The sequence below is a fragment of the Buchnera aphidicola (Rhopalosiphum padi) genome (genome assembly GCF_005080845.1).
GTDB lineage: Bacteria > Pseudomonadota > Gammaproteobacteria > Enterobacterales > Enterobacteriaceae > Buchnera > Buchnera aphidicola_AO.
In genome coordinates this window covers 335013-357502 of the sequence record NZ_CP034858.1, presented here as the reverse complement: position 1 = coordinate 357502, position 22490 = coordinate 335013, and the positions used below count along the sequence as shown (strand labels likewise).

Here is a 22490-nt window from a genome sequence, read left to right as displayed (position 1 = left end):
AAAAATAAATTATTTTAATTTTAATAATATTTTTTTAGATTCTTTTAAATACTTTATTCTCTCGCTTTTTGTTAGAGGTTTTGAAAAAATACATTTTGCTTTTATAGGATTTATCGCACGATTGTTAATCCAAATTTCATAATGTAAATGTGGGCCAGTAGTACGACCAGTATTACCTGACAAAGCTATTTTTTGACCTTTTTTAACTTTTTGACCCACTTTAACTAGAATTTTTTTAAGATGCATATATCTAGTTGTATAATAATTCTTGTTTTTTAAAGAAATGTAAAAACCTGCAATTTTATTAAATTGTGCTTTTATGATTTTACCACTACTAGTAGCAATTACAGGAGTTCCTTGAGGCATGGCTAAATCTATCCCTAAATGACGACTAATACGATGTGTAACTGGATTAAGACGATGTAAATTGAATGAAGAAGATATGCGATATTTTTTTAAAAATGAAAAATTTATAAGTTTTTCTGATTCATTAAAACCATTAACGTCATAGAATTTTCCATTAAATGCTTTTATTGCAAAATATTCTTTATCTAAGTTATTTAACTTTACACCTAATAATATTTTTTTATTCTTTGTTTTTTTATTTAAAAAAATTAAATTAAACTTACTACCAATATTTAATTTATGAAAATTAATTTGCCATTCTATTGCTTTGATAACATTATTTATTTCAAATTGATTTAATCCTGATTGATAAGCACTTTTAAAAAAATTAGAATTTTTTTTAATATAAACACTTTTTTTTTCTAAAATAGAATCAGATACATATCTGATATATTTAAATTCATTTTTATATTTTTTGTATATTTTTTTTTGAAAATCAGAAATACACCATTTTAATTTGACTAAGTTGCCAAATTTATTTACTTTCCAATCAATTTTTTGTCCAATTTTTATATTATTTAAATTTTTATCTATTTTTATTAATTTTAGTATATCATTTATTTTTACTCCTGATTTTTTTAATAAAAAACTAATACTATCTCCATAAGAGATAACATTTTTATATATCGTATAATTTTTTAAACATTCTTTATTTTTTTTTAATCTTCCGAATTCCTTTTTTTGCTTTAAAATTTTTTGATTTAAAAAAGATGTTTTTTTATCTATTAAAAGACTACAACTTGATAGTGATATGAAAGTTATTATAAGGATAATGTTTATTAAAATTTTAATTATTTTATAAAAAAAATCTTCATGAAAAAATGGAAAAATTATTTTATAGAATTGCTGCACTTTTTTTTCCTTAAATATGTTTTAAGCAGCTAATGTATTGATTAGACAATTTCACAAGAAAATTTACATAGCTATTTTGTACTAATGGAATAGCTATACCAAAAAGATCAAGATTCCCTTTTTCAATATTTATTCCCCGTGTTATAACATCAATAATGTTTGAATTAAGATGTGGTTCTGTAAAAATACATCTTGCTTTTTTTTTTAATAGTTGTTTTTTAATTTCATATAAATATTTAGCTCCTGTTTGTATTCCAGGATATCTTGTAAATCTTCCTAATGGATGTAGTCCATAAAATTTTTCAAAATATTTATAAGCGTTATGAAAAGTAAAATATTTTCTTTCTTTAATAGATGATATATTTTTTTTTATGTCTTTATTAGTTTTTGATAAACATGATTTAAAATGCTTTAAATTTTTTTCTATAATATTTTTTTTTTGAGGAATTAACTTTAATAACATATCGTGTATAACTATTGCTGATTCTAATGCAATTTGAGGTGATAACCATATATGCATATCATATGATATATTATTAATTTCTTTTTCATTTTGTAAAGTATTTTTTTGTTTTTTTTTACTTTTTTCAAAATTGAAATCATGTGTTAAAAGAAACTTGATACTTTTTACTTCGCTTAATACAATAGTTTTTTTTTTAAAGTAATTTATTGCTTTTTTTAAAAAAAAAGGTTCTATCTGATCTCCTATTAAAATTATAACATCAGAATGTTTTATTTTAACTAGATCTAATGGTCGCAAATAGTAATTTTGTACTGTTGCTCCATCTGGTAAAATTACTTCTACCTTAGTGACGTTGTGTGCAATTGCTGCTGCAATAAAACCTAACGGTTTAAATATAGTTAATATAGAAGCATAAGAATTACTTGGTGTTAATATGAATAATATTCCTAATATAGAAAAAAAAATTTTCTTTTTATTTTTTAACATAATATTTATGTTCATCTTAAAAAAAATATTTTATAATGATTAATCTGCTATATATTCTAAAATAGAATTTATTTAACATGTTAGAATTAATTATTTTAAAAAATATTCATGTGAGTTTCTCTAATCGTTCTATTCTGTCTAATATATCATTTTCTTTAATTCCTAATCGTATTGTCACTTTAATAGGACCTAATGGAGCCGGAAAATCTACTTTAATACGTGTTGTATTAGGATTAATACAACCTGATTTAGGAAATGTTATTCGATCTCCTAACATATCTATTGGATATGTACCCCAGAAATTACATCTTAATAACTTATTACCTATTACAGTAGAAAGATTTATGAGATTATCAAAAAGGAAAAAAAACGTAAATATATTAAAAATACTAAAACGTGTAAAAGCAGAATCACTTCAGTATTCTCCATTACAAAAATTATCTGGTGGAGAAATGCAACGTATTCTTTTAGCTAGGGCATTATTAAATAATCCGAATTTACTTGTTTTAGATGAGCCTATACAGGGAGTTGATGTAATGGGTCAACTCGATTTATATGAATTAATTAATCAAATTCGATCTGAAATTCAATGCTCTATTTTAATAGTTTCTCATGATTTAAATTTTGTTATGGCTAAAACAGATTATGTAATTTGTTTAAATAAACATATTTGCTGTTCTGGTACTCCGAAAACAGTTTCTAAAAATTTAGAATTTATTTCTATATTTGGTTTAAAACGTATAAAAGAATTAGCAATTTATCAACATAATCATGATCATGTACATCAATATTAAAATTATAGAGTATTTTTTATTATGTTTGAATTAATTTATCCAGGATTGTTAGCTGGTATTTTATTATCTTTTTCAACAGGACCTCTAGGATCATTTATTATTTGGCGTCGTATATCATCTTTTGGTGATACACTTTCTCATTCTTCTATACTTGGCTTGGCGATATCTACACTATTTGAAATTGATTCTTTCTATACAGTATTATTCTTTATGATTTTTCTTGCAATTGTATTAGCGTGGATTGAAAAATTATTATCAGTTTCATTAGAAACAATATTAAGTATAATATCGCATAGTTCATTGTCTTTAGGAATGATTTTTATAAGTTTGATGTCTACTTCTCGTCATATAGATCTCGGTAACTACTTATTTGGTGATTTATTAATTGTAACGGTATTTGACTTATTTATTATTGCTTTAGGAAGTTTGACTGTTTTAACTGTTTTATTTTTCCGTTGGAATTCTATTTTGTTATTGACAATCAATGAAGAATTAGCCCAAATAGATGGTGTTAATATTTTTTATGCACGTTTAACTTTAATGTTAACTACTGCTTTATCTATTTCTATTGCTATTAAATTTGTCGGAGTGCTGTTAATAACTTCATTATTGATTATCCCCCCTGCAACTGCACAACTTTTTTCTAACTCTCCAGAAAAAATGGTTGTTTTTTCAATAGTAATAAGTATTATTTCGGTTACAGGTGGAATGTTTTTATCTTTTTTTTATAATACCCCAACTAGTCCATCCATTGTTTTTTTTTCTTCTTGTATTTATTTATTAAGTAATATAAAAAAAATTATATAAAATTGTTTTATTTTTCAATGATATTTATACCTAATTCATTTAAAGTAGATTTTTTTGATTTACTAGGAGAATTAGTCATTAGACAACTGGCTGAAGTCGTTTTTGGAAAAGCGATGACATCTTTAATGTTATTAGTTTTTGTTAAAAGCATGACTATTCTATCTAATCCTAAAGCTATTCCTGCATGAGGAGGTGCACCATATTTTAGTGCTTCCATCAAGAATCCAAATTTTTCTTTTTGAATTTTTTTTTCTATTCCAATAATGTCAAATATTTTTTTTTGTATTTTAGCATCATGGATACGTACTGAACCACCACCGATTTCATAACCATTAATTACTAAATCATAACTATCAGAAATAGCAAGATGCGGATTTTTTTCAAGTTTCTTTTGATTATTTTTTTTTAAGGCCGTAAATGGATGGTGATTAGAAGAAAATTTTCCATTAGAATCTTGTTTAAACATAGGAAAGTCTACGATCCAAACAGGCTTCCAAATATTTTTTTTAAAAAATATAAAATCATCACCTAATTTTATACGTAGCATTCCAAGAGATCTGTTGACAATTCTTTCTTCATCGGCAATTAAAAACAAGATATCTCCATTTTTTGCATTCGTTTTTTTTAAAATATTTTTTAGTATAGTTTTATCTAAAATATTTTTTATTGAACTTTGAATATCTTGCAAGCCATTTTCAATTTTATTTATTTTTATATAAAATAATTTTTTTGAACCAAATTTTTTTACATAATTAGAATATTCATCAATTTTTTTTCGACTTATCTTGTCACCTTGACAAAAACATAATAAAGCTATTCTATGTTTTTTCTCTAAATTGATTTTAAAAAATGATAAAACTTTTTCTTTAATAAGAAGATCGGAAACATCAATGATTTCCATTGGATTTCTTAAATCAGGTTTGTCTGATCCATAACGTTGCATAGCATCGTAAAAAGAAATTTTAGGAAATTTGTCTAAATGGCAATTAATGATTTTAACCCAAATTTTTTTTATTAATTTTTCTACGAAGTTTCTAATTTTAGTAGAACTTATGAAAGAAGCTTCAATATCAATTTGTGTAAATTCTGGTTGTCGATCTGAACGTAAATCTTCATCACGAAAACATTTAACTATTTGATAATATTTATCAATACCAGAAATCATCAATAATTGTTTAAACAATTGCGGTGATTGAGGTAATGCATAAAATTTTCCTGGATAATTTCTACTAGGTACTAAATAATCTCGAGCACCTTCTGGTGTAGATTTTGTCAGAAAAGGTGTCTCAATATCTAAAAAGTTTTTCTTTGTCATAAAAAGTCTTGTTAAATAAGTAATTTTATTTCTTATTTTAAGATTTTCTAATAACTGAGAACGACGGAGGTCTAAGTAACGATATTTTAATCGTATATCATCGTTACTATTATTTGAATAATCTAATGGCAGTGTTTTTGAAATATTAAAGATTTTTATTTTATTTACTAATATTTCTATTTCTCCAGTATCTAAATTTTTATTTTTAGTATTTCTTTTTTGAACAATTCCTATAATTCGAATACAAGATTCGTTCTTTAAATTTATAGCTTGTTTAAAAACTATATTGTTTTTTCGTTCAAAAACAAGTTGAATAATACCCGTCCAATCTCTCATATCAATAAAAATAAATTGATTTAAATTTCTTATTTTATTTACCCAACCACATAAAATTATTGATTTATGTAAATCAACTATTCTAATATTTCCACAATATTTAGTACGCATAAATTCTCTTCAAGATTTTCTTAATTTTCAAAAATTTCTCTTTTATCTATAAATAGAGTTTTTTATTTTAAAATATAATTAAAAATTTTTAAAATAAAAAAATTGTCTTGAAATATTTTTTTTGGGAGTTATTTAAGAAATAAAGTAGATTGTTAAATTTTATTTTTAAGTGTTTTTTTTATATTAATTAATATTTAATTTTTAATTGAATTTAAAAAAGAAATAAAAATATTTAACGGCTTCTAAAAATAATTCTTCCCTTTGTTAAGTCGTAGGGTGTTAGCTCAATAGTAACTTTATCTCCTGTTAATATTCTAATGTAATTTTTTCTCATTTTTCCTGAAATATGTGCTGTAATGACATGTTTATTTTCTAATTCAACACGAAACATTGTGTTTGGTAATGTATCAATAACAATTCCTTGCATTTCAATGTTATCTTCTTTAGCCATTTTTTTCTCTAGTTACGTTTATTTTTAAAAAATTATTAAAATATTTAATATTTCTTTTATTATATCTGATACTAGTCATTTTGACTAGTATGTTTTTATTGTTCTCTGGATTAAGATTAAGAGGCTAGGATAATGAATTAAGATAACGTTCGCTATCTAATGCAGCCATACAACCACTAGCAGATGACGTAATAGCTTGTCTATATACGTGATCAATTACGTCACCTGCTGCAAATATACCCGGTATGCTTGTTTGTGTATAGTTTCCATGTATTCCTTTGTTTACTTTAATGTATCCATTTTCCATTTCTAATTGATTAGTAAATAGATCTGTATTTGGTGTATACCCAATTGCAATAAATAATCCAGAAATTATAATTTTCCTTTCTTTATTTTCTTTTAAATCTTTATTTTGAATTAATAAATGAGTAACACCTTGATTATTACCTAAAATTTCTTTTACATTAGAATTTAAATACAAGATGACTTTTTTATTTTTTACCATTTTTAATAATCGATCAATTAGAATTTTTTCAGCTTTGAAATTAGTTCTACGATGAATTAAATGCACTTTTTCTACAAAATTTGATAAATATAATGTTTCTTCTAGAGCTGTGTTTCCACCTCCTACTACTGCAACTTCTTGATTTTTGTAAAAAAAACCATCACATACAGCACAAGTAGAAACACCTTTTCCTTTAAATTTATTCTCTGAATTTAGTCCTAAGTAACGTGGGTTTGCACCTGTAGCGATAATAACCGTATCACATGTATATTTATTACGTTCTCCTAATAAAAAAAATGGTTTTTTTTTAAATTCTACTGAAACAATATTGTCATATATAATTTCTGTATTTAATTTTACTGCATGTTTATGCATTCGATCCATTAGTTCAGGACCAGTAATCTTTTTGAAATCGCCTGGCCAATTTTCGATTTCATTGGTATTCATTAATTGACCACCTTTGTTAATTCCAGTAATTAATAAAGGATCTAAATTAGCTCTAGAGCTATATATGGCAGCAGTGTATCCTGCTGGTCCTGAACCTAAAATTATTACTTTTTTATGATTAATTAATTCCATATTGTATTTCCTTTAAATATTTTTAAAATAAGATGTATTAAAACATTATTTAAGATATAAATTTTTTGAAAATATTTTTTTATTAAAAAATATTAATATAATCTATGTAAGTTTAAAAAATTTTAATAATAATTATTCTCTAAATTTATCTTATAATTCATAATCTGGGTATATTATATATAAATAAATTTTATTTTCGTATTTTTAATATATTAGATACCTTTTATATTTTTTAAAAAATCAGTAGAATATTTTTAAAATAACTTTAATTTTCAATTTAAAAGACTTAAAAAATTATGTTAAATCCTTATTTATTACGAAATCAAATACATACGATAGCAGAGAAATTATTAAAAAAAAATTTCGAATTAGATATATCACTCATATCTTCTATGGAAGAAAAACGAAAAAAATTACAAATTAAAACAGAAAATTTACAATGCAAGCACAATACCTTATCAGGGTTGTTTAAAAAAGAAAAAAATTTTCAAGAAGTAGATGAAAATTTAAAAAGAAAACTTGTAGAATCAAGTAAAAGTTTATCTATATTAAAAATTGAGCTTAATCTATTACAAGAAAAAATCCATGATTTTTCTATATCTATACCTAATATTCCTTCTGATGATGTTCCAAAAGGAAATTCATCAAAAAACAATAAAATTGTAAAATATTGGGGTAAAAAAAAAGAATATAATTTTATAGTTCGAGATCATGTAGAAATAGGGAATAAACTAAATCAATTAGATTGGAAATCTTCAGCAAAAATATCAGGTTCACGATTTGTTGTGATGAAAGGAAAAATTGCTCTTTTACATCGTGCATTAAGTCAATTTATGTTAGATTTACATACGATAAAACATGGTTATATAGAAACTTATGTTCCTTATTTAGTTAATCATGATTCACTATACGGAACGGGACAATTACCAAAATTTAGTGATGATTTATTTCACATTAATTCTATTGATAATAAAAAATATGTATTAATTCCTACAGCGGAAGTGCCGTTAACTAATTTATTTTGTAACCAAATATTAGATGAAAAAAAACTACCTATCATGTTAACTTCTCATACCCCTTGTTTTCGATCTGAAGCTTCCTCTTACGGACGTGATAGTAAGGGATTAATTCGATTACATCAATTTGATAAAGTAGAATTAGTTCAAATTGTACAACCGGAATTATCTATGGATGCCTTAGAGTTATTAACTAATCATGCAGAAAAAGTTTTACAGCTTTTAGAATTACCATATAGAAAAGTTCTTTTATGTGGAGGGGAAATGGGTTTTTCTGCAGCTAAAACATATGATTTAGAAGTATGGTTTCCTTCTCAGAAAAAATACAGAGAAATTTCTTCTTGTTCTAATATGAGTGATTTTCAAGCTCGTCGTATGAAAACACGTTATAGAAAAAAAACCGAAAAAAACAATAATTTTGTTCATACATTAAATGGTTCAGGTTTGGCAGTTGGTAGAACATTAGCTGCTATATTAGAAAATTATCAATATAGCGACGGTCGAGTAGAAATTCCAAAAATTTTACAAAAAAAATATATGAAGGGTATAGAATACATAAATTAATTTAGATACATCAAAAAAATGATTATTGGTGAAAAAATGAACTTGATATATAATTTTAGTGCTGGACCAGCCATGATTCCAAAAGATGTTCTTTATCAAGCAAAAAAAGAATTACAAAATTGGAATCACATGGGCTGTTCTGTTATGGAAATAAGCCATCGCAGTAAAGAATTTATTCAAGTAGCTTTAGAAGCAGAAAAAGATTTAAGAGATTTATTAAATATATCCGATTCTTATAAAATATTATTTTGTCAAGGCGGGGCTAGAGGTCAGTTTGCTGCTGTTCCAATGAATTTATTAGGTAATTTTAAAGAAACAGATTACATTAATAGTGGATATTGGTCAAATTGTGCATTAATAGAAGCTAAGAAATATTGTATTCCTAAAAATATATTAGTTAGAAAAACAGAAAATGGTAAGCATTTTCTTTTAAAACCTTCTGAATGGAATATCAGTAATAATTCGGCATATATTCATTATTGTCCTAATGAAACCATAGATGGAATGTCAATTTATGAAGAACCAAATTTTAAAAATAAAATAATAGTTGGAGATTTTTCATCGTTTATTTTATCTCGTAAAATTAATATTAAAAATTATGGTTTGATTTATGCAGGTGCTCAAAAAAACATTGGCCCTTCGGGTATTACAATTATTCTTATTAGAAAAGATTTAATAGGATATGCTTCTAAAATATCTCCTTCTATTTTTAATTATCACACAATGTCAAAATATAATTCTATGTTTAACACACCTCCTACATTTTCTTGGTATTTATCAGGATTAGTGTTTAAATGGTTAAAAAAACAAGGTGGAATAAAAAAAATTGAAGTATTAAATCAAAAAAAATCAAATTTATTATATCAAATAATAGATAATAGCGATTTTTATATCAACAATATAGATAAGAGAAATCGATCTCAAATGAATGTCGTATTTCATTTATATGATTCTAAATTAAATGATTTCTTTTTAAAAGAAGCAAAAGATGTAGGTTTAAATGCTTTGAAAGGACATTATGTAGTTGGAGGTATGCGTGCATCTATCTATAATGCCATGCCATTAGAAGGCGTTCAATCTTTAGCAGAATTTATGTTATATTTTGAAAAAAAATATGGATAAAATATTTTTATTTTCTTAAGGAATAAATTAAAAATTTTATTTTAATTAGAGCGTATTTTTATTATGCAAAAACTTTTGAAGTTAAAACCAGTTTCTTACGTTAATGGAACTATTTATTTACCTGGCTCAAAAAGCATATCAAACAGAGTATTATTATTATCTTCTATGGCTAATGGTATTACTTGTTTAACAAACTTACTAGATAGTCAAGATACTCAATATATGTTAGCTGCTTTAAAAAAAATTGGAATTAAATTTTTTTTATCAAATAATAATACAACTTGTCATGTTCACGGTATTGGGAAAGCGTTTTATTTATCTGATCCTATTTCATTATTTTTAGGAAATGCAGGGACAGCTATGAGACCACTTCTTGCTGCTCTATCTTTAAATCAAAATCATGTTATCTTAAGTGGAGATGATAGAATGCATGAAAGACCAATTGAACATCTTGTTGACGCTTTAAAACAAGGTGGGGCAATTCTTGAATACAAAAAAAATATAGGATATCCTCCTATTTTGACTAAAGGTGGCTTTGTAGGTGGCTCTATTATATTAAACGGAAGTATTTCTAGTCAATTTTTAACATCATTATTAATGATTGCTCCATTAGCATTAAAAAATACTAGTATATTTATTCATGGAAATTTAGTTTCTAAACCTTATATTGATATTACATTAAATCTAATGAAATGTTTTGGAGTTAATATTACAAATAATTCTTATAAATCCTTTTATATAAAGGGAAACCAACAATATAAATCACCAGGAAATTATCTGATTGAAGGAGACGCATCTTCAGCATCATATTTTTTAGCAGCTGCTGCGATTAAAGGTGGTTCAGTAAAGGTTGTGGGTGTTGGAAAAAAAAGTATTCAAGGTGATATAAAATTTGCTGATGTACTTAAAAAAATGGGAGCTATTATTGATTGGGGAGACTCTTTTATTGTTTGTACACGTAATAAATTAGAAAAAATTAATTTAGATATGAATCATATTCCCGATGCAGCAATGACTATTGCAATAGTATCGCTTTTTGCTCAAGGCACTTCAATTATTAAAAATATATACAACTGGCGTGTTAAAGAAACTGATCGATTATTTGCAATGAGTACAGAATTAAAAAAAATTGGTGCAGTAGTTAAAGAAGGAAAAGATTTTTTATCTATTACTCCTCCTGTTTTATTTAAATTTGCAGAAATTGATACATATAACGATCATCGTATGGCAATGTGTTTTTCTCTTATATGTTTATCAGGCATGAGTGTTGGTATACGTAATCCAAATTGTATTTCTAAAACTTTTCCATCTTATTTTGAAGATTTTTTAAAAATTAGCAAATTTAATTAATTTTTAACATTATAGATGATGTTATCTATTTTAATTTAAATTTTTTTCTTTCAAAAAAAACAAATTTTTTAAAAATTTAGTAAAATTTGATCTAAATGAACAACTTTTTTTGAAGTTAGAAAAATTTTACTTTATTAAAAAAGCTATTTTTTTTAATCTCCTAGATTAATAGAAGAAGACGATCTAGATAGAATTTTTTTCCTAAAAATATAATAAAAATTTTTTAGATACAATATATAATATTGCATTTATAGAAAAATATTATAACTAAAAAAAATTAACATCATGTTAATTTCAAAGAATTGTTAAAACAAATAAAAATTCATGATGAACTTGATTAAAATCAATCAATTTCTCCTTTATACCTATCAGAAAATGCTATAATATTAAATTTAATAAATATGAATTTTGAAGAAATAATTAAAACTTTTATAAAGTATTTTATTAAAAAAATATATGTTTTAAAAATAAATATAAATCTTTATTCGCAAAAAATTGCACTCTTTGATATGGATTATTAAAAGATATATAAAACAAGCTTATTTTAACATGAAGTTAAAATGAACATTTAACAAAAGTTTTTTAAATATTATTAATATGAATGAATCTTTTGCTCAACTATTTGAAGAATCACTAAAAGAGATTAAAACTCGTCCAGGATCAATTATTCGAGGTATTGTTGTTTCTATAGAAAAAGAAACAGTACTCGTTGATGCAGGTCTTAAATCTGAATCAGCAATTCCAGCTGAACAATTTAAAAATGCTCAAGGATTTTTAGATGTAAAAGTTGGAGATGAGATTGATGTTGCTTTAGATGCTATTGAAGACGGATTTGGAGAAACACTTTTATCTCGAGAAAAAGCAAAACGACATGAAGCATGGTTAATATTAGAACAAGCTCATGAGAAATCAGAAACTGTTATTGGCATTATTAATGGAAAGGTTAAAGGTGGATTTACTGTAGAACTAAATGATATACGTGCTTTTTTACCAGGTTCTTTAGTTGATATTCGTCCTGTTAGAGATACTATTCATCTTGAAGGTAAGGAATTAGAATTTAAAGTAATAAAACTGGATCAAAAACGCAACAATGTTGTTGTTTCGAGACGTGCTGTAATTGAATCTGAAAATAGTGCTGAAAGAGATCAATTATTAGAAAATTTACAAGAAGGCATAGAAATTAAAGGAATTGTTAAAAATTTAACAGATTATGGAGCTTTTGTTGATTTAGGTGGTGTAGATGGATTGTTACATATTACTGACATGGCATGGAAAAGGGTTAAACATCCAAGTGAAATAGTTAATGTCGGAGATGAAATAAATGTTAAAATTTTAAAATTTGATAGAGAAAGAACACGTGTTTCTCTAGGATTAAAACAATTGGGTGAAGATCCATGGATAGCCATTTCTCATCGTTATCCAGAAGGAATTAAATTAAGTGGTCGTGTAACAAATTTAACAGATTACGGTTGTTTTGTAGAAATTGAAGAAGGCGTAGAAGGTCTTGTTCATGTATCTGAAATGGATTGGACTAATAAAAATATCCATCCTTCTAAAGTAGTTGCTGTGAATAATATAGTAGATGTCATAGTTTTAGACATTGATGAAGAACGTCGTCGTATTTCCCTTGGTTTAAAACAATGCAAGGTAAATCCTTGGCAAGAATTTTCTGAAACTCATAAAAAAGGAGTTCATGTTGCCGGAAAAATAAAATCTATTACAGATTTTGGTATTTTCATTGGTTTAAAGGGTGGTATTGATGGATTAGTACATTTATCAGATATTTCTTGGAAAATATCAGGTGAAGACGCCGTTAAAAATTATAAAAAAGGTGATGAAATATCTGCTGTGGTTTTACAAGTAGATGCTGAAAGAGAGCGTATTTCATTAGGAATTAAACAATTAGAAGAAGATCCTTTTAATGCATATGTTTCAAATCATAAAAAAGGAGCTATAATTACTGGAACGATAAAATCCTTCGATAAGAAAACTGCTATAGTAAAATTAGCAGAAGGCGTAGAAGGTACCATAAAATTTTCTGACTCTTCTCGTATTAATAGTGAAGAAATAATAAAAAAAATAAAAGTTGATGATACTATTTTAGTAAAACTATCTAATTTTGATCGAAAAAATAGAATTATTAATCTTGCTTTTCATGTTATAGATGAAAAAGATAATAAAAAAGATTTAAAAAATAAAATAAATATAAAATCAAATGATGAATCATTTTCTAATGTAATGACGGAAGCTTTTAAAGCAGCTCAAAATACTGAATAATTATTTGAAAAACAAAAATATATTTTTTGTAAGTTTTTAAAAAACATTTTTATAAAAATATATTAATTATAGAGGATTTATGACAAAGTCAGAATTATTCGAAAGAATTGCTGAACGAAAATCTTATATTTCAAATAAAATAATAGAATATGCTGTAAAAGAAATGCTCGAATATATGTCAATTTCGCTGTCTAAGGGAAAACGAATTGAAATTCGAGGATTTGGTAGTTTTTCTTTGCATTATAGATCTTCTCGTATAGGTCGAAATCCCAAAACTGGTAAAAAAATTAAATTAAATGAAAAATATGTACCTTATTTTAAACCAGGAAAAAAACTGCGAGATCGAGTTAATTTATATAAATAGTATATTTTAATACTTCTGCAATAGAAACTAAGTTCATATATAATTTTCTTATAAAAAGCTTAGTTTCTATAATATTAAACAAAATTTGAGTGTATTAATATGAAAAAAAACATTATTGTAGCTAATTGGAAATTAAACGGTGATATAAAAACTATTTCTTGCTATTTAACTTATTTAAAATTAAGATCTTCATCTTTTTCAAAAAAAAATATTATTGTAATTGCACCCCCTACTGTATTCTTAGAAAGAGTATACAAAGATATAAATAATACAAATATTTGTCTTGGTGCACAAAATGTAGATGTAAATTTGACAGGTGCATTTACTGGTGAAAATTCTGCTTTAATGATGAAAGATGTTGGTGTTAAATATATTATCCTCGGTCATTCTGAAAGACGTTTGTTCCACAACGAAAATAACGAAATAATTGCAAAAAAATTTAGTTTAGTAAAAAAATTAAACTTAATTCCTATTTTATGTATAGGTGAAACTGAAATAGAAAAAAAATCTAATAAGACTGAAAAAAGTTTAAAAATACAATTAAAGTCTATATTAAATGTTTGTGGAGAAAAAGCATTTAGAAATACAGTCATTGCATACGAACCTGTTTGGTCTATTGGTACGGGTATTTCAGCAGATCCTAAAAACGTGCAATTAATACATCAATTTATAAAAAATTATATAAAAAAATATGATTCTGTTAGTGCAGAAAATTTGATTGTACAATATGGTGGTTCTGTTAATTCATTAAATACAGAAAATTTCCTTAAGCAACCTGATGTTAATGGATTATTAATTGGCAGTGCATCTTTAAAACATGAAGAGTTTTTAAAAATTATAAAAATATCAGACAATATTTTATAAGAAAATAATTATTTTTTTATATAAATTGTGTATATCCATCCTCCTAGATTTATACCTAGAATAGGGGCAATTGTAGGTATTAAAAAATATGGAAAAATCATATTATCACTACCTGTAAATGCTAATTTACCCCATCCAATTAAACTTAAAAATATTCTAGGACCTAAATCTCGAGCTGGATTTAAAGTAATATTATTATATGAACCTAACAATAGGTTAATTATTGTAATTAACATTCCTATTAAAAAAGGATTTATAAAACTACAAGATGGAAACAAATTATTTTTTTCATTTATTTTCATAAGTATAATTATAAAAATCATTCCAACAGACATTTCTAATGTAAAATCATGAATTAAATTGCAATTTTCTTTAGGAAAAGCACAAAAAACTGAAGCTAATTCAAGACTTTTTTGTGTCCCCGGGACAATATTATATTGAGACTTAAATGAATTGAACAAATTATAACAAATAAGATACATTAAAACGGTAAAGAAGAACGCCCCAGCTATTTGAGATATAATATAAGGTATTACTTTTTTTTGATTAAATCGATAAGACAACCAAAGAAAAATAGTAATAGCTGGATTTAAATGTGCTCCAGATATTGAAAAACTAAAATACACTGATATAAATACTCCTAATCCCCAAAAAAAACTAATTTCATAGTTATTAAAATGAAAATTTGTTAATTTAGATATGGCAAAAGAAGTAATTCCTAAAAATATAATTAAACCTGTTCCTAAAAACTCAATAAAACACTGTTTTAAAATTTTTTTTTTTAAAAAGATTCATTGTTTTAATACCTTTATAATTTTATTTCTTTAAAAATAAAATTAACAATTTTAGAGCGCCGGAAAAACCGGCACTAATTTTTTTATTAGTATAGCTTTTTAGCTGTAATTAACCAATCTTTTTTAAAAACACGTTTCATATTTTTTAATGCATCTGTTATATCGTTAAATACCATTTTTTCATTTTGTACTCCAACACATTTTCCTTTGTAACCTTCTATCAGTAATTCTACTGCATACGCTCCCATTCTTGAAGCAAGTATTCGATCGTATACTACTGGAGCTCCTCCTCTTTGGATATGCCCTAAAATTGTAGCTCTTGTTTCTCTATTTGTTTTTCTCTGAATATACTTGGCTAATTTTTCTACATCACAAATGTATTCTGTTATCGCTACTATTGCATGTTTTTTACCTTTTTCGATTCCTGCTTGGATTTCAGAAACTAATTCTTCTTTTGTATAATTGATTTCTGGAAGAACAATAAATTCGCAACCACCAGCAATTGCAGCAGCTAATGTTAAGTCACCACAATATCTTCCCATAACTTCTACAATAGAAATTCTTTGATGAGAAGAAGAAGTATCTCTTAATCTATCAATTGCTTCTACAACTGTTTCTAAAGCTGTAAAATAACCTATTGTATAATCAGTACCTGCTACATCATTATCTATAGTTCCTGGAATACTAATACATGGAACACCCATTTTTGTTAATTTTTGAGCTCCTATATAGGATCCGTCACCTCCGATTACAACAAGGGCATCTATATTTCTTTTATTCAAATTATTCATTGCAATAGTACGTATTTCATTTTTATAAAAATCCGGAAATCTAGCAGATCCTAAAAATGTTCCGCCTCTATTAATCATATCAGAAACACTATATCTATCTAGTTGTATCATACGGTTTTCGTATAAACCTAAATATCCATCATAAATACCAAATACTTCTAATTTTTCACTTAATGCTGTTCTTACTACACCCCTAATTGCAGCATTCATTCCAGGAGCATCTCCACCGCTAGTTAATACTCCAATTTTTTTAATCATAAAAATCCCGTTTTTTCACTACTATAAAAGTTTCTTTTTTTTCCTATTATTAATTTTTAACAAAATTTTATTTAAAAAATTTTCAAATTCAATTTAATAAAAAACGTATTTATATAATGTATAAATATATTTTTATATATAATTATATGCACTTGATTTTAAAGTTATTAAACATTGAAAGTGTTAAAAACTTTTTTTAAAAAATTTATTTTAGTTTTTTTATTAAAATAAGATTTAATCTCTAATCAAATTAGAGATAATTTTTTTTATATAGCAATTTTTGATGAAAAAATGTTTTATATTAAACAATTGATTTTAAATAATACCATTTAATAGGAATACATTCTTCGTTGAATTCTAAAACAATGGGAATGGCAGTTGGAATATTTAATTCCAAAATTTTTTTATTGTCTATTTTATTTAAAAATTGAATTAATGCACGTAAAGAATTTCCGTGTGCTACAATAAGAACTTTTTTTCTTTTTTGTATTTGTGGTAAAATAAATTCATTCCAGTAAGGAATTACTCTTTTTGCAGTCAATTGTAAACTCTCACCTAATGGAAGTTTATCAGTTTCTATATTTGCATAACGTATGTCATTTCCTGGAAATCTTTTATCTTTTGATTTAATTTGAGGAGGGATAATATCGAAACTTCTTCTCCATAAATTTATTTGTTCTTCACCATATTTTTTAGTCATTTCATCTTTATTCAATCCTTCCAGTGCACCATAATGTCTTTCATTTAAACGCCAAGATTTTTGAACAGGTAACCAAGATTGATCTAACGTATCTAAAATATATCTTAAGGTATGTATCGCTCTTTTTAACATAGAAGTATGTGCATAATCGAAAAAAAAATTTTCTTTTTTTAATAACAAGCCTGCTTTTTGAGCTTCATTTTTTCCATTTTGACTTAGTTCTATATCGTGCCATCCAGTAAATTTATTTAAGTTGTTCCATTTGCTTTGACCGTGTCTAATTAATACTAATTTATTAGTTTTCATGTTTTATCTTCTATTTTTTTAAATATATATATAATTATTTTATTAAAAAATTAATATTAATAAAATAAAAATAATTAATTGTTATAAAAATAAAAGCACAGTTCATAACTAAGAATTACTGTACTTTTGAAGTATATTAAAAAATAAATTTTTTTTAACATATAAAAATAAATTTATATATTAATTAAAATGCGATTTAAATCTTCTAATATGTTTTTTATAGTTATTAAAAAACCAACAGACTCTTTTCCATCTATTAAACGATGATCATAAGATAATGCTAAATACATCATAGGAAGAATTTTTACTATTCCATTTATAGCCATAGGACGTTCTTTGATAACATGCATTCCCAATATCGCAGTTTGAGGAGGATTAATAATAGGTGTAGACATTAAAGAACCAAAAACACCACCATTAGTTATGGTAAAATTTCCTCCGATTAATTCTTCTAATTTTATTTTATTTTCGCTACTTTTAATGGAAAAGTCTTTTATTTTTTTCTCTATATCAGCGATGCTCATATTATCTGCATTTCTTAAAACTGGTGTTATTACTCCTCTTGGAGTAGAAACAGCAATACTAATGTCAAAGTTTTTATAATAAACAATGTCAGTTTTATCGATAGAAGCATTTATTTCTGGAAATTTTCTTAAAGCTTCTACTACTGCTTTTACAAAAAAAGACATAAATCCGATACGGACACCGTGTTCTTTTTCAAAAGATTCGCCATATTTTTTACGTAATGATATTATTGGTTGCATGTTTACTTCATTAAAAGTAGTAAGCATTGCTGTATTATTTTTAGTTTCTAATAATCTTTCAGCAATTTTTTGACGTAGTCGCGTCATTTTTATTCTATTTTCAAAAATTTTGTTTTCGTTTGCATTAAAAAAAGAATGTTTCTTTAATTTTTTTTCAATATTATTTTCAATATTTTTTTGATTTTTTATATAACTTAATTCATTAAATATTTCGTTATTTTTATTAATTCTTACTAAACGTCTTATAGAAGGTGTGAAATTATATATTTTTTCTTTAAAAGGAATATTAAAATTCTTATTTTTTGTAAAATTTTTTTTATTTTCTACTGATTGCAGTCTTGTTTTATTTTCAATATTTTTAGATTCAATAATCTTTCCTAATATTTGATTTGATTTAACAATCGCCCCTTCTTTTTCTAAAACAACATCTAATACTCCATTACATGGAGATGAAACTTCTAGCATCACTTTATCTGTTTCAATATCAACTATATTATCTTCAGAAGAAATTTTTTCTCCGATTTTTTTATGCCATTTTACGACAACTGCATCATTAACAGATTCAGGTAGATCTGGAACAAGAATGTTTATTCTATTCATTTTTTATCCTTTTATACTATTTTAAGAAATTAAATGCATTATATATTATTTTTTCTTGTTCTTTCCTATGTGTTAAAATATGACCGGCTGCAGGTGAAGCGGCAGATGGACGACCAATATAATTTAAATGAGTATTATGCGGTAAAAGAGTACATAAAGAATCTTTAATATAGAACCACGCACCCTGATTATGTGGTTCTTCTTGACACCAAATAAAATCTTGAACATAAGAATAAATTTTTAATATTTTCAATATTTCATATTTAGGAAATGGATATAATTGCTCAATTCGAATTAATTCAATATTATTAATATTATATTTATTACGATATTCTAAAAGATCATAATATATCTTACCAGAACAAAAAATTAGACGTCTTACTTCTTTTTGATTTTTATTTGTTTCATGTATTACATTTTTAAAGTTTCCATTTATTAAAACTTCTAAAGAAGATCCTGCCATAGTATTTCTTAAAAGTGATTTAGGAGTTAAAATAATTAATGGTTTATAAATATTACTAAATATTTGACGTCTTAATAAATGGAATATTTGTGAAGATACAGTAGGTATACATACCTGCATATTGTTTTCTGCACATAGTTGAAGAAATCTTTCAAGTCTAGCAGAAGAATGTTCAGGTCCTTGTCCTTCATATCCATGAGGTAAAAAAAGAACTAAATTAGATTTAATATTCCACTTTTGTTCACTTGAACTAATAAATTGATCTATAACGACTTGAGCACCGTTAGCAAAATCCCCAAATTGTGCTTCCCAAATTGTTAAATTATTTGATGGAAATAATGAATATCCATATTCAAAAGCTAAAACTGCTTCTTCTGATAGAACAGAATCCCAGATTTCAAATTTTCCTTGATTTTTTTCTATATTTTGTAAAGGGATGTAAATAGAATCGTTTTTTTGATCATGAATAGAAGCATGACGGTGAAAAAAGGTTCCTCTACTTATATCTTCTCCTGAAAGACGACATGAAATTCCTTCCTTTAGTATTGTTGCGTAAGCTAATAATTCAGCCGTACCCCAATCAAAAAATTTTCGTCCTTCAGACATCTCCATTCTTTCTTGATAAATTTTTTTAACTCGATCATGTACTTCAATTGAATTAGGAATAGTATTAATAGAATGTAATAAATCTTTAACATTAAAAAAATCTAATTTTTTGTTTTCTTTTTGTTTTTTTATAAAAAACTTTTCATTTTCATATTGAAATTTTATATCGTTATTTTTTGAGAAAATATCTTTTCCTTGTACTAGTTTATTAGTATATTTTTCTACTATTTTTTCAACATCATGAGATGTAATTAATTTTTCAAAAATTAATAAGTTAGAATATATTTCACTTATAGTAGGATGATTTCGGATTTTTTTATACATAAGAGGTTGTGTTACAGAAGGATCATCTACTTCATTATGTCCATGTCTTCTATAACAAACTAAATCTACAAAAACATCTTTTTTAAATTTCTTTTTGAATTTTAAGGCCAATTGAATTGCAAAAATAGAAGCTTCTATATCATCAGCATTGACATGAAATACAGGTGATTGAATTATTTTAGCAACATCAGTACAATACCTGCTAGAACGAAGATTTTTAGGATTAGATGTAGTAAATCCAATTTGATTATTAATTACTATATGAACAGTGCCACCTACTTTATAAGCTTCTGTTTGAGACATATTTAATGTTTCTTGAATTACACCTTGTCCGATAATAGAAGCATCGCCATGTATATTAATAGATAAAATTTTATTTTCAGAAATTTTTAATTGATCTATAGATGCTCGTGCTATACCTAAAACAACTGGATTGACTATTTCTAAATGAGATGGATTATATGCTAATTTTAAATTTATTTTTTCTTTTTCATTTTTTATTTGTGTAATTCCACCTATATGATATTTTACATCGCCACTATATTTTTTTGGTATGTTGATACCAGAAAATTCATCAAATAAGATTTTTGGATTTTTGTTTAATACATTTACTAATACATTCAATCTACCTCTATGTGCCATACCTAAGATAATTTCAGATATATTATTTTTTTTTGAATATCGAATTATTTCGTGCAGAATAGTAATTAATGCCTCTGCTCCTTCTAAAGAAAATCGTTTTGTACCAGAAAATTTTTTCCCCAAGTATTTTTCAAAAGTTTCTCCATAAATAATTTCTTTTAAAAATCTTATTTTTTCTTTTTGTAAAAATAAATTTTCTTTAAAAAACAGTTCTATATTTTTTGTAATCCATTTTTTTTCAAATGAATTTTCGATGTACATATATTCAAATCCAATAGAACCGCAATATTTATTATTTAATTCTTTATATAAATCTATAATTTTTATTTCATATTGAGAAGAATTTTTAAAATCCACTTTAACGGTTGTTTCTAATTCGTCTTTATTAAAGTCATAAAAAGAAGGTTCTAAATATTTATATTTTTTTTGTTCATTTAATTGAATAGGATCGATTAAAGCTTTTTTATAACCTTTTTTTCGAAAAGTATTAATAATATAATTTATTTTCTTTTCTAAGATATCTTGTTTATCAACTTTGATTTCTTTAAAATGATTATTTTTATAAAAACATTTTTTCTCCCTTAAAATATCTTTTTCTTTTTTAGATAAATTTGAAAATTTATTGTGCCATGTAACATCAACAGATTTTGGATTTATTAAATAATTTTCATATATTTTTTGAATATAACTCTGATTACTACTAGATAACCAGGAAGAATTAAACCATTTTTCTAGTGTATTTTTTTTCATATTTTTTATTTAAATTTTTTATTAAATTATTTAGATAGAAAATCTAAAAATAGGTAAAATTTTTATAATTTAATTTTTTTAAATTATGCGGGATTATAAATATCAATAAACTTTACATCTAAACCATACTTATTATTTAACCATTTACCTAAAGATTTAATTCCATCTTTTTCTGTGGCATGATGTCCTATGGAAAAAAAATGAACACCTAGTTCTTTAGCAATATGCATGGTTTCTTCTGAAATTTCACCTGTTAAAAAAGCATCTATTCCAAAATTATACGCTTTTTTTATAAAGTTTTGTCCTTTTCCACTACACCAAGCTATACGAGAAATATACAATGGAGCATTTTCATATATATGTATAGGCTTTTTTTTATATTTTTTTTCAATTTTTTTAGCAAAATCAAAAGCATTTATATTGTCTTCTAAAATTCCCCATAATAAATAAGGTAAAATATGACCTTTAATACAAATGTTTAATTTTTTAGCTATTTGCGCATTATTGCCTAGTGTAGGATGAATATCTAAGGGTAGGTGCCAACTGTATAAATTAATATTATTAGAAAGTATAGTTTTTAATCTTTTTCTCTTCATGTTATGAATATACTGAGATTCTCTTTTCCAAAAATAGCCATGATGAACTATTATAGTATTAGAATGGTAAGATAATGCTTTATCTAATAAGTCTTGGCAAGCAGTAACACCTGTAATAATTTTTTTAATTGTTTTTTCGCCTTCTATTTGTAACCCATTAGGTACAACATCATTGTATTCATCACTTGATAATTTTTTATTAATGATTTTTTCTAATAAAAAATTGTCCATATTG

The 22490-nt window shown here is 24.9% G+C and carries 19 protein-coding genes; 8 read left to right on the top strand and 11 right to left on the bottom strand.

The window, feature by feature from the left end; translation table 11 throughout:
* Positions 1–9 precede the first annotated feature (9 nt).
* Entirely contained in the window at positions 10–1257 is a 1248-nt protein-coding gene (gene mepM / locus D9V76_RS01640) for a murein DD-endopeptidase MepM (protein WP_172599431.1), read from the bottom strand.
* A gap of 10 nt (positions 1258–1267) precedes the next feature.
* Positions 1268–2206, bottom strand: coding sequence for a zinc ABC transporter substrate-binding protein ZnuA (gene znuA, locus D9V76_RS01635; RefSeq protein WP_172599430.1), 939 nt, complete (start codon positions 2204–2206; stop codon positions 1268–1270).
* Between the two features lie 77 nt (positions 2207–2283).
* On the opposite strand from znuA, the gene znuC reads away from it, so the two are divergent.
* Together znuC and znuB are read left to right on the top strand one after the other, a co-directional pair.
* Positions 2284–3000: a zinc ABC transporter ATP-binding protein ZnuC gene (gene znuC / locus D9V76_RS01630; protein ID WP_158337185.1), complete on the top strand. Its 717-nt coding sequence runs from the start codon at positions 2284–2286 to the stop codon at positions 2998–3000.
* Between the two features lie 21 nt (positions 3001–3021).
* Positions 3022–3807, top strand: a complete 786-nt coding sequence (gene znuB, locus D9V76_RS01625) for a zinc ABC transporter permease subunit ZnuB (RefSeq protein WP_158337183.1) — start codon at positions 3022–3024, stop codon at positions 3805–3807.
* Positions 3808–3814: 7 nt separating this feature from the next.
* Here znuB and aspS read toward each other — a convergent pair whose 3' ends face one another.
* From aspS to trxB, 3 genes are all read right to left on the bottom strand, one after another.
* Complete coding sequence (aspS, locus tag D9V76_RS01620; protein ID WP_158337181.1) at positions 3815–5569, bottom strand: aspartate--tRNA ligase; 1755 nt, start codon at positions 5567–5569, stop codon at positions 3815–3817.
* Positions 5570–5801: 232 nt separating this feature from the next.
* Positions 5802–6020 carry a translation initiation factor IF-1 gene (infA, locus tag D9V76_RS01615; RefSeq protein WP_158337179.1) on the bottom strand — a complete coding sequence of 73 codons (219 nt, stop codon included), beginning with the start codon at positions 6018–6020 and terminating at the stop codon, positions 5802–5804.
* 124 nt (positions 6021–6144) lie between these two features.
* Positions 6145–7104: a thioredoxin-disulfide reductase gene (gene trxB, locus D9V76_RS01610; protein ID WP_158337177.1), complete on the bottom strand. Its 960-nt coding sequence runs from the start codon at positions 7102–7104 to the stop codon at positions 6145–6147.
* Positions 7105–7400: 296 nt separating this feature from the next.
* On the opposite strand from trxB, the gene serS reads away from it, so the two are divergent.
* From serS to tpiA, 6 genes are all read left to right on the top strand, one after another.
* A complete protein-coding gene (serS, locus tag D9V76_RS01605) occupies positions 7401–8684 on the top strand; it encodes a serine--tRNA ligase (protein WP_158337175.1) in 1284 nt (427 codons plus the stop codon).
* A 36-nt stretch (positions 8685–8720) separates the two neighbouring features.
* Positions 8721–9806, top strand: coding sequence for a phosphoserine transaminase (serC, locus tag D9V76_RS01600; protein WP_158337724.1), 1086 nt, complete (start codon positions 8721–8723; stop codon positions 9804–9806).
* A 63-nt stretch (positions 9807–9869) separates the two neighbouring features.
* Complete coding sequence (gene aroA, locus D9V76_RS01595; RefSeq protein WP_158337173.1) at positions 9870–11156, top strand: 3-phosphoshikimate 1-carboxyvinyltransferase; 1287 nt, start codon at positions 9870–9872, stop codon at positions 11154–11156.
* Between the two features lie 597 nt (positions 11157–11753).
* Positions 11754–13433 (top strand): 30S ribosomal protein S1, encoded by a 1680-nt coding sequence (rpsA, locus tag D9V76_RS01590; RefSeq protein WP_158337171.1) that lies wholly within the window; start codon positions 11754–11756, stop codon positions 13431–13433.
* A 79-nt stretch (positions 13434–13512) separates the two neighbouring features.
* Positions 13513–13797, top strand: a complete 285-nt coding sequence (gene ihfB / locus D9V76_RS01585) for an integration host factor subunit beta (RefSeq protein ID WP_158337169.1) — start codon at positions 13513–13515, stop codon at positions 13795–13797.
* A gap of 99 nt (positions 13798–13896) precedes the next feature.
* A complete protein-coding gene (gene tpiA / locus D9V76_RS01580) occupies positions 13897–14661 on the top strand; it encodes a triose-phosphate isomerase (RefSeq protein ID WP_158337167.1) in 765 nt (254 codons plus the stop codon).
* 8 nt (positions 14662–14669) lie between these two features.
* On the opposite strand, the gene D9V76_RS01575 is transcribed toward tpiA, so the two are convergent.
* The 6 genes from D9V76_RS01575 to D9V76_RS01550 all read right to left on the bottom strand — a co-directional run bounded on the left by D9V76_RS01575 (position 14670) and on the right by D9V76_RS01550 (position 22486).
* A complete protein-coding gene (locus D9V76_RS01575; RefSeq protein WP_158337165.1) occupies positions 14670–15452 on the bottom strand; it encodes an MIP/aquaporin family protein in 783 nt (260 codons plus the stop codon).
* Between the two features lie 89 nt (positions 15453–15541).
* Complete coding sequence (gene pfkA, locus D9V76_RS01570) at positions 15542–16504, bottom strand: 6-phosphofructokinase (protein ID WP_158337163.1); 963 nt, start codon at positions 16502–16504, stop codon at positions 15542–15544.
* Between the two features lie 301 nt (positions 16505–16805).
* Positions 16806–17510: a 2,3-diphosphoglycerate-dependent phosphoglycerate mutase gene (gpmA, locus tag D9V76_RS01565; RefSeq protein ID WP_158337161.1), complete on the bottom strand. Its 705-nt coding sequence runs from the start codon at positions 17508–17510 to the stop codon at positions 16806–16808.
* Between the two features lie 173 nt (positions 17511–17683).
* Entirely contained in the window at positions 17684–18874 is a 1191-nt protein-coding gene (gene sucB / locus D9V76_RS01560) for a dihydrolipoyllysine-residue succinyltransferase (RefSeq protein ID WP_158337159.1), read from the bottom strand.
* A 16-nt stretch (positions 18875–18890) separates the two neighbouring features.
* Positions 18891–21659 (bottom strand): 2-oxoglutarate dehydrogenase E1 component, encoded by a 2769-nt coding sequence (locus tag D9V76_RS01555; protein WP_158337157.1) that lies wholly within the window; start codon positions 21657–21659, stop codon positions 18891–18893.
* Positions 21660–21742: 83 nt separating this feature from the next.
* Positions 21743–22486, bottom strand: coding sequence for a Nif3-like dinuclear metal center hexameric protein (locus D9V76_RS01550; RefSeq protein WP_158337155.1), 744 nt, complete (start codon positions 22484–22486; stop codon positions 21743–21745).
* Between the last annotated feature and the right edge of the window lie 4 nt (positions 22487–22490).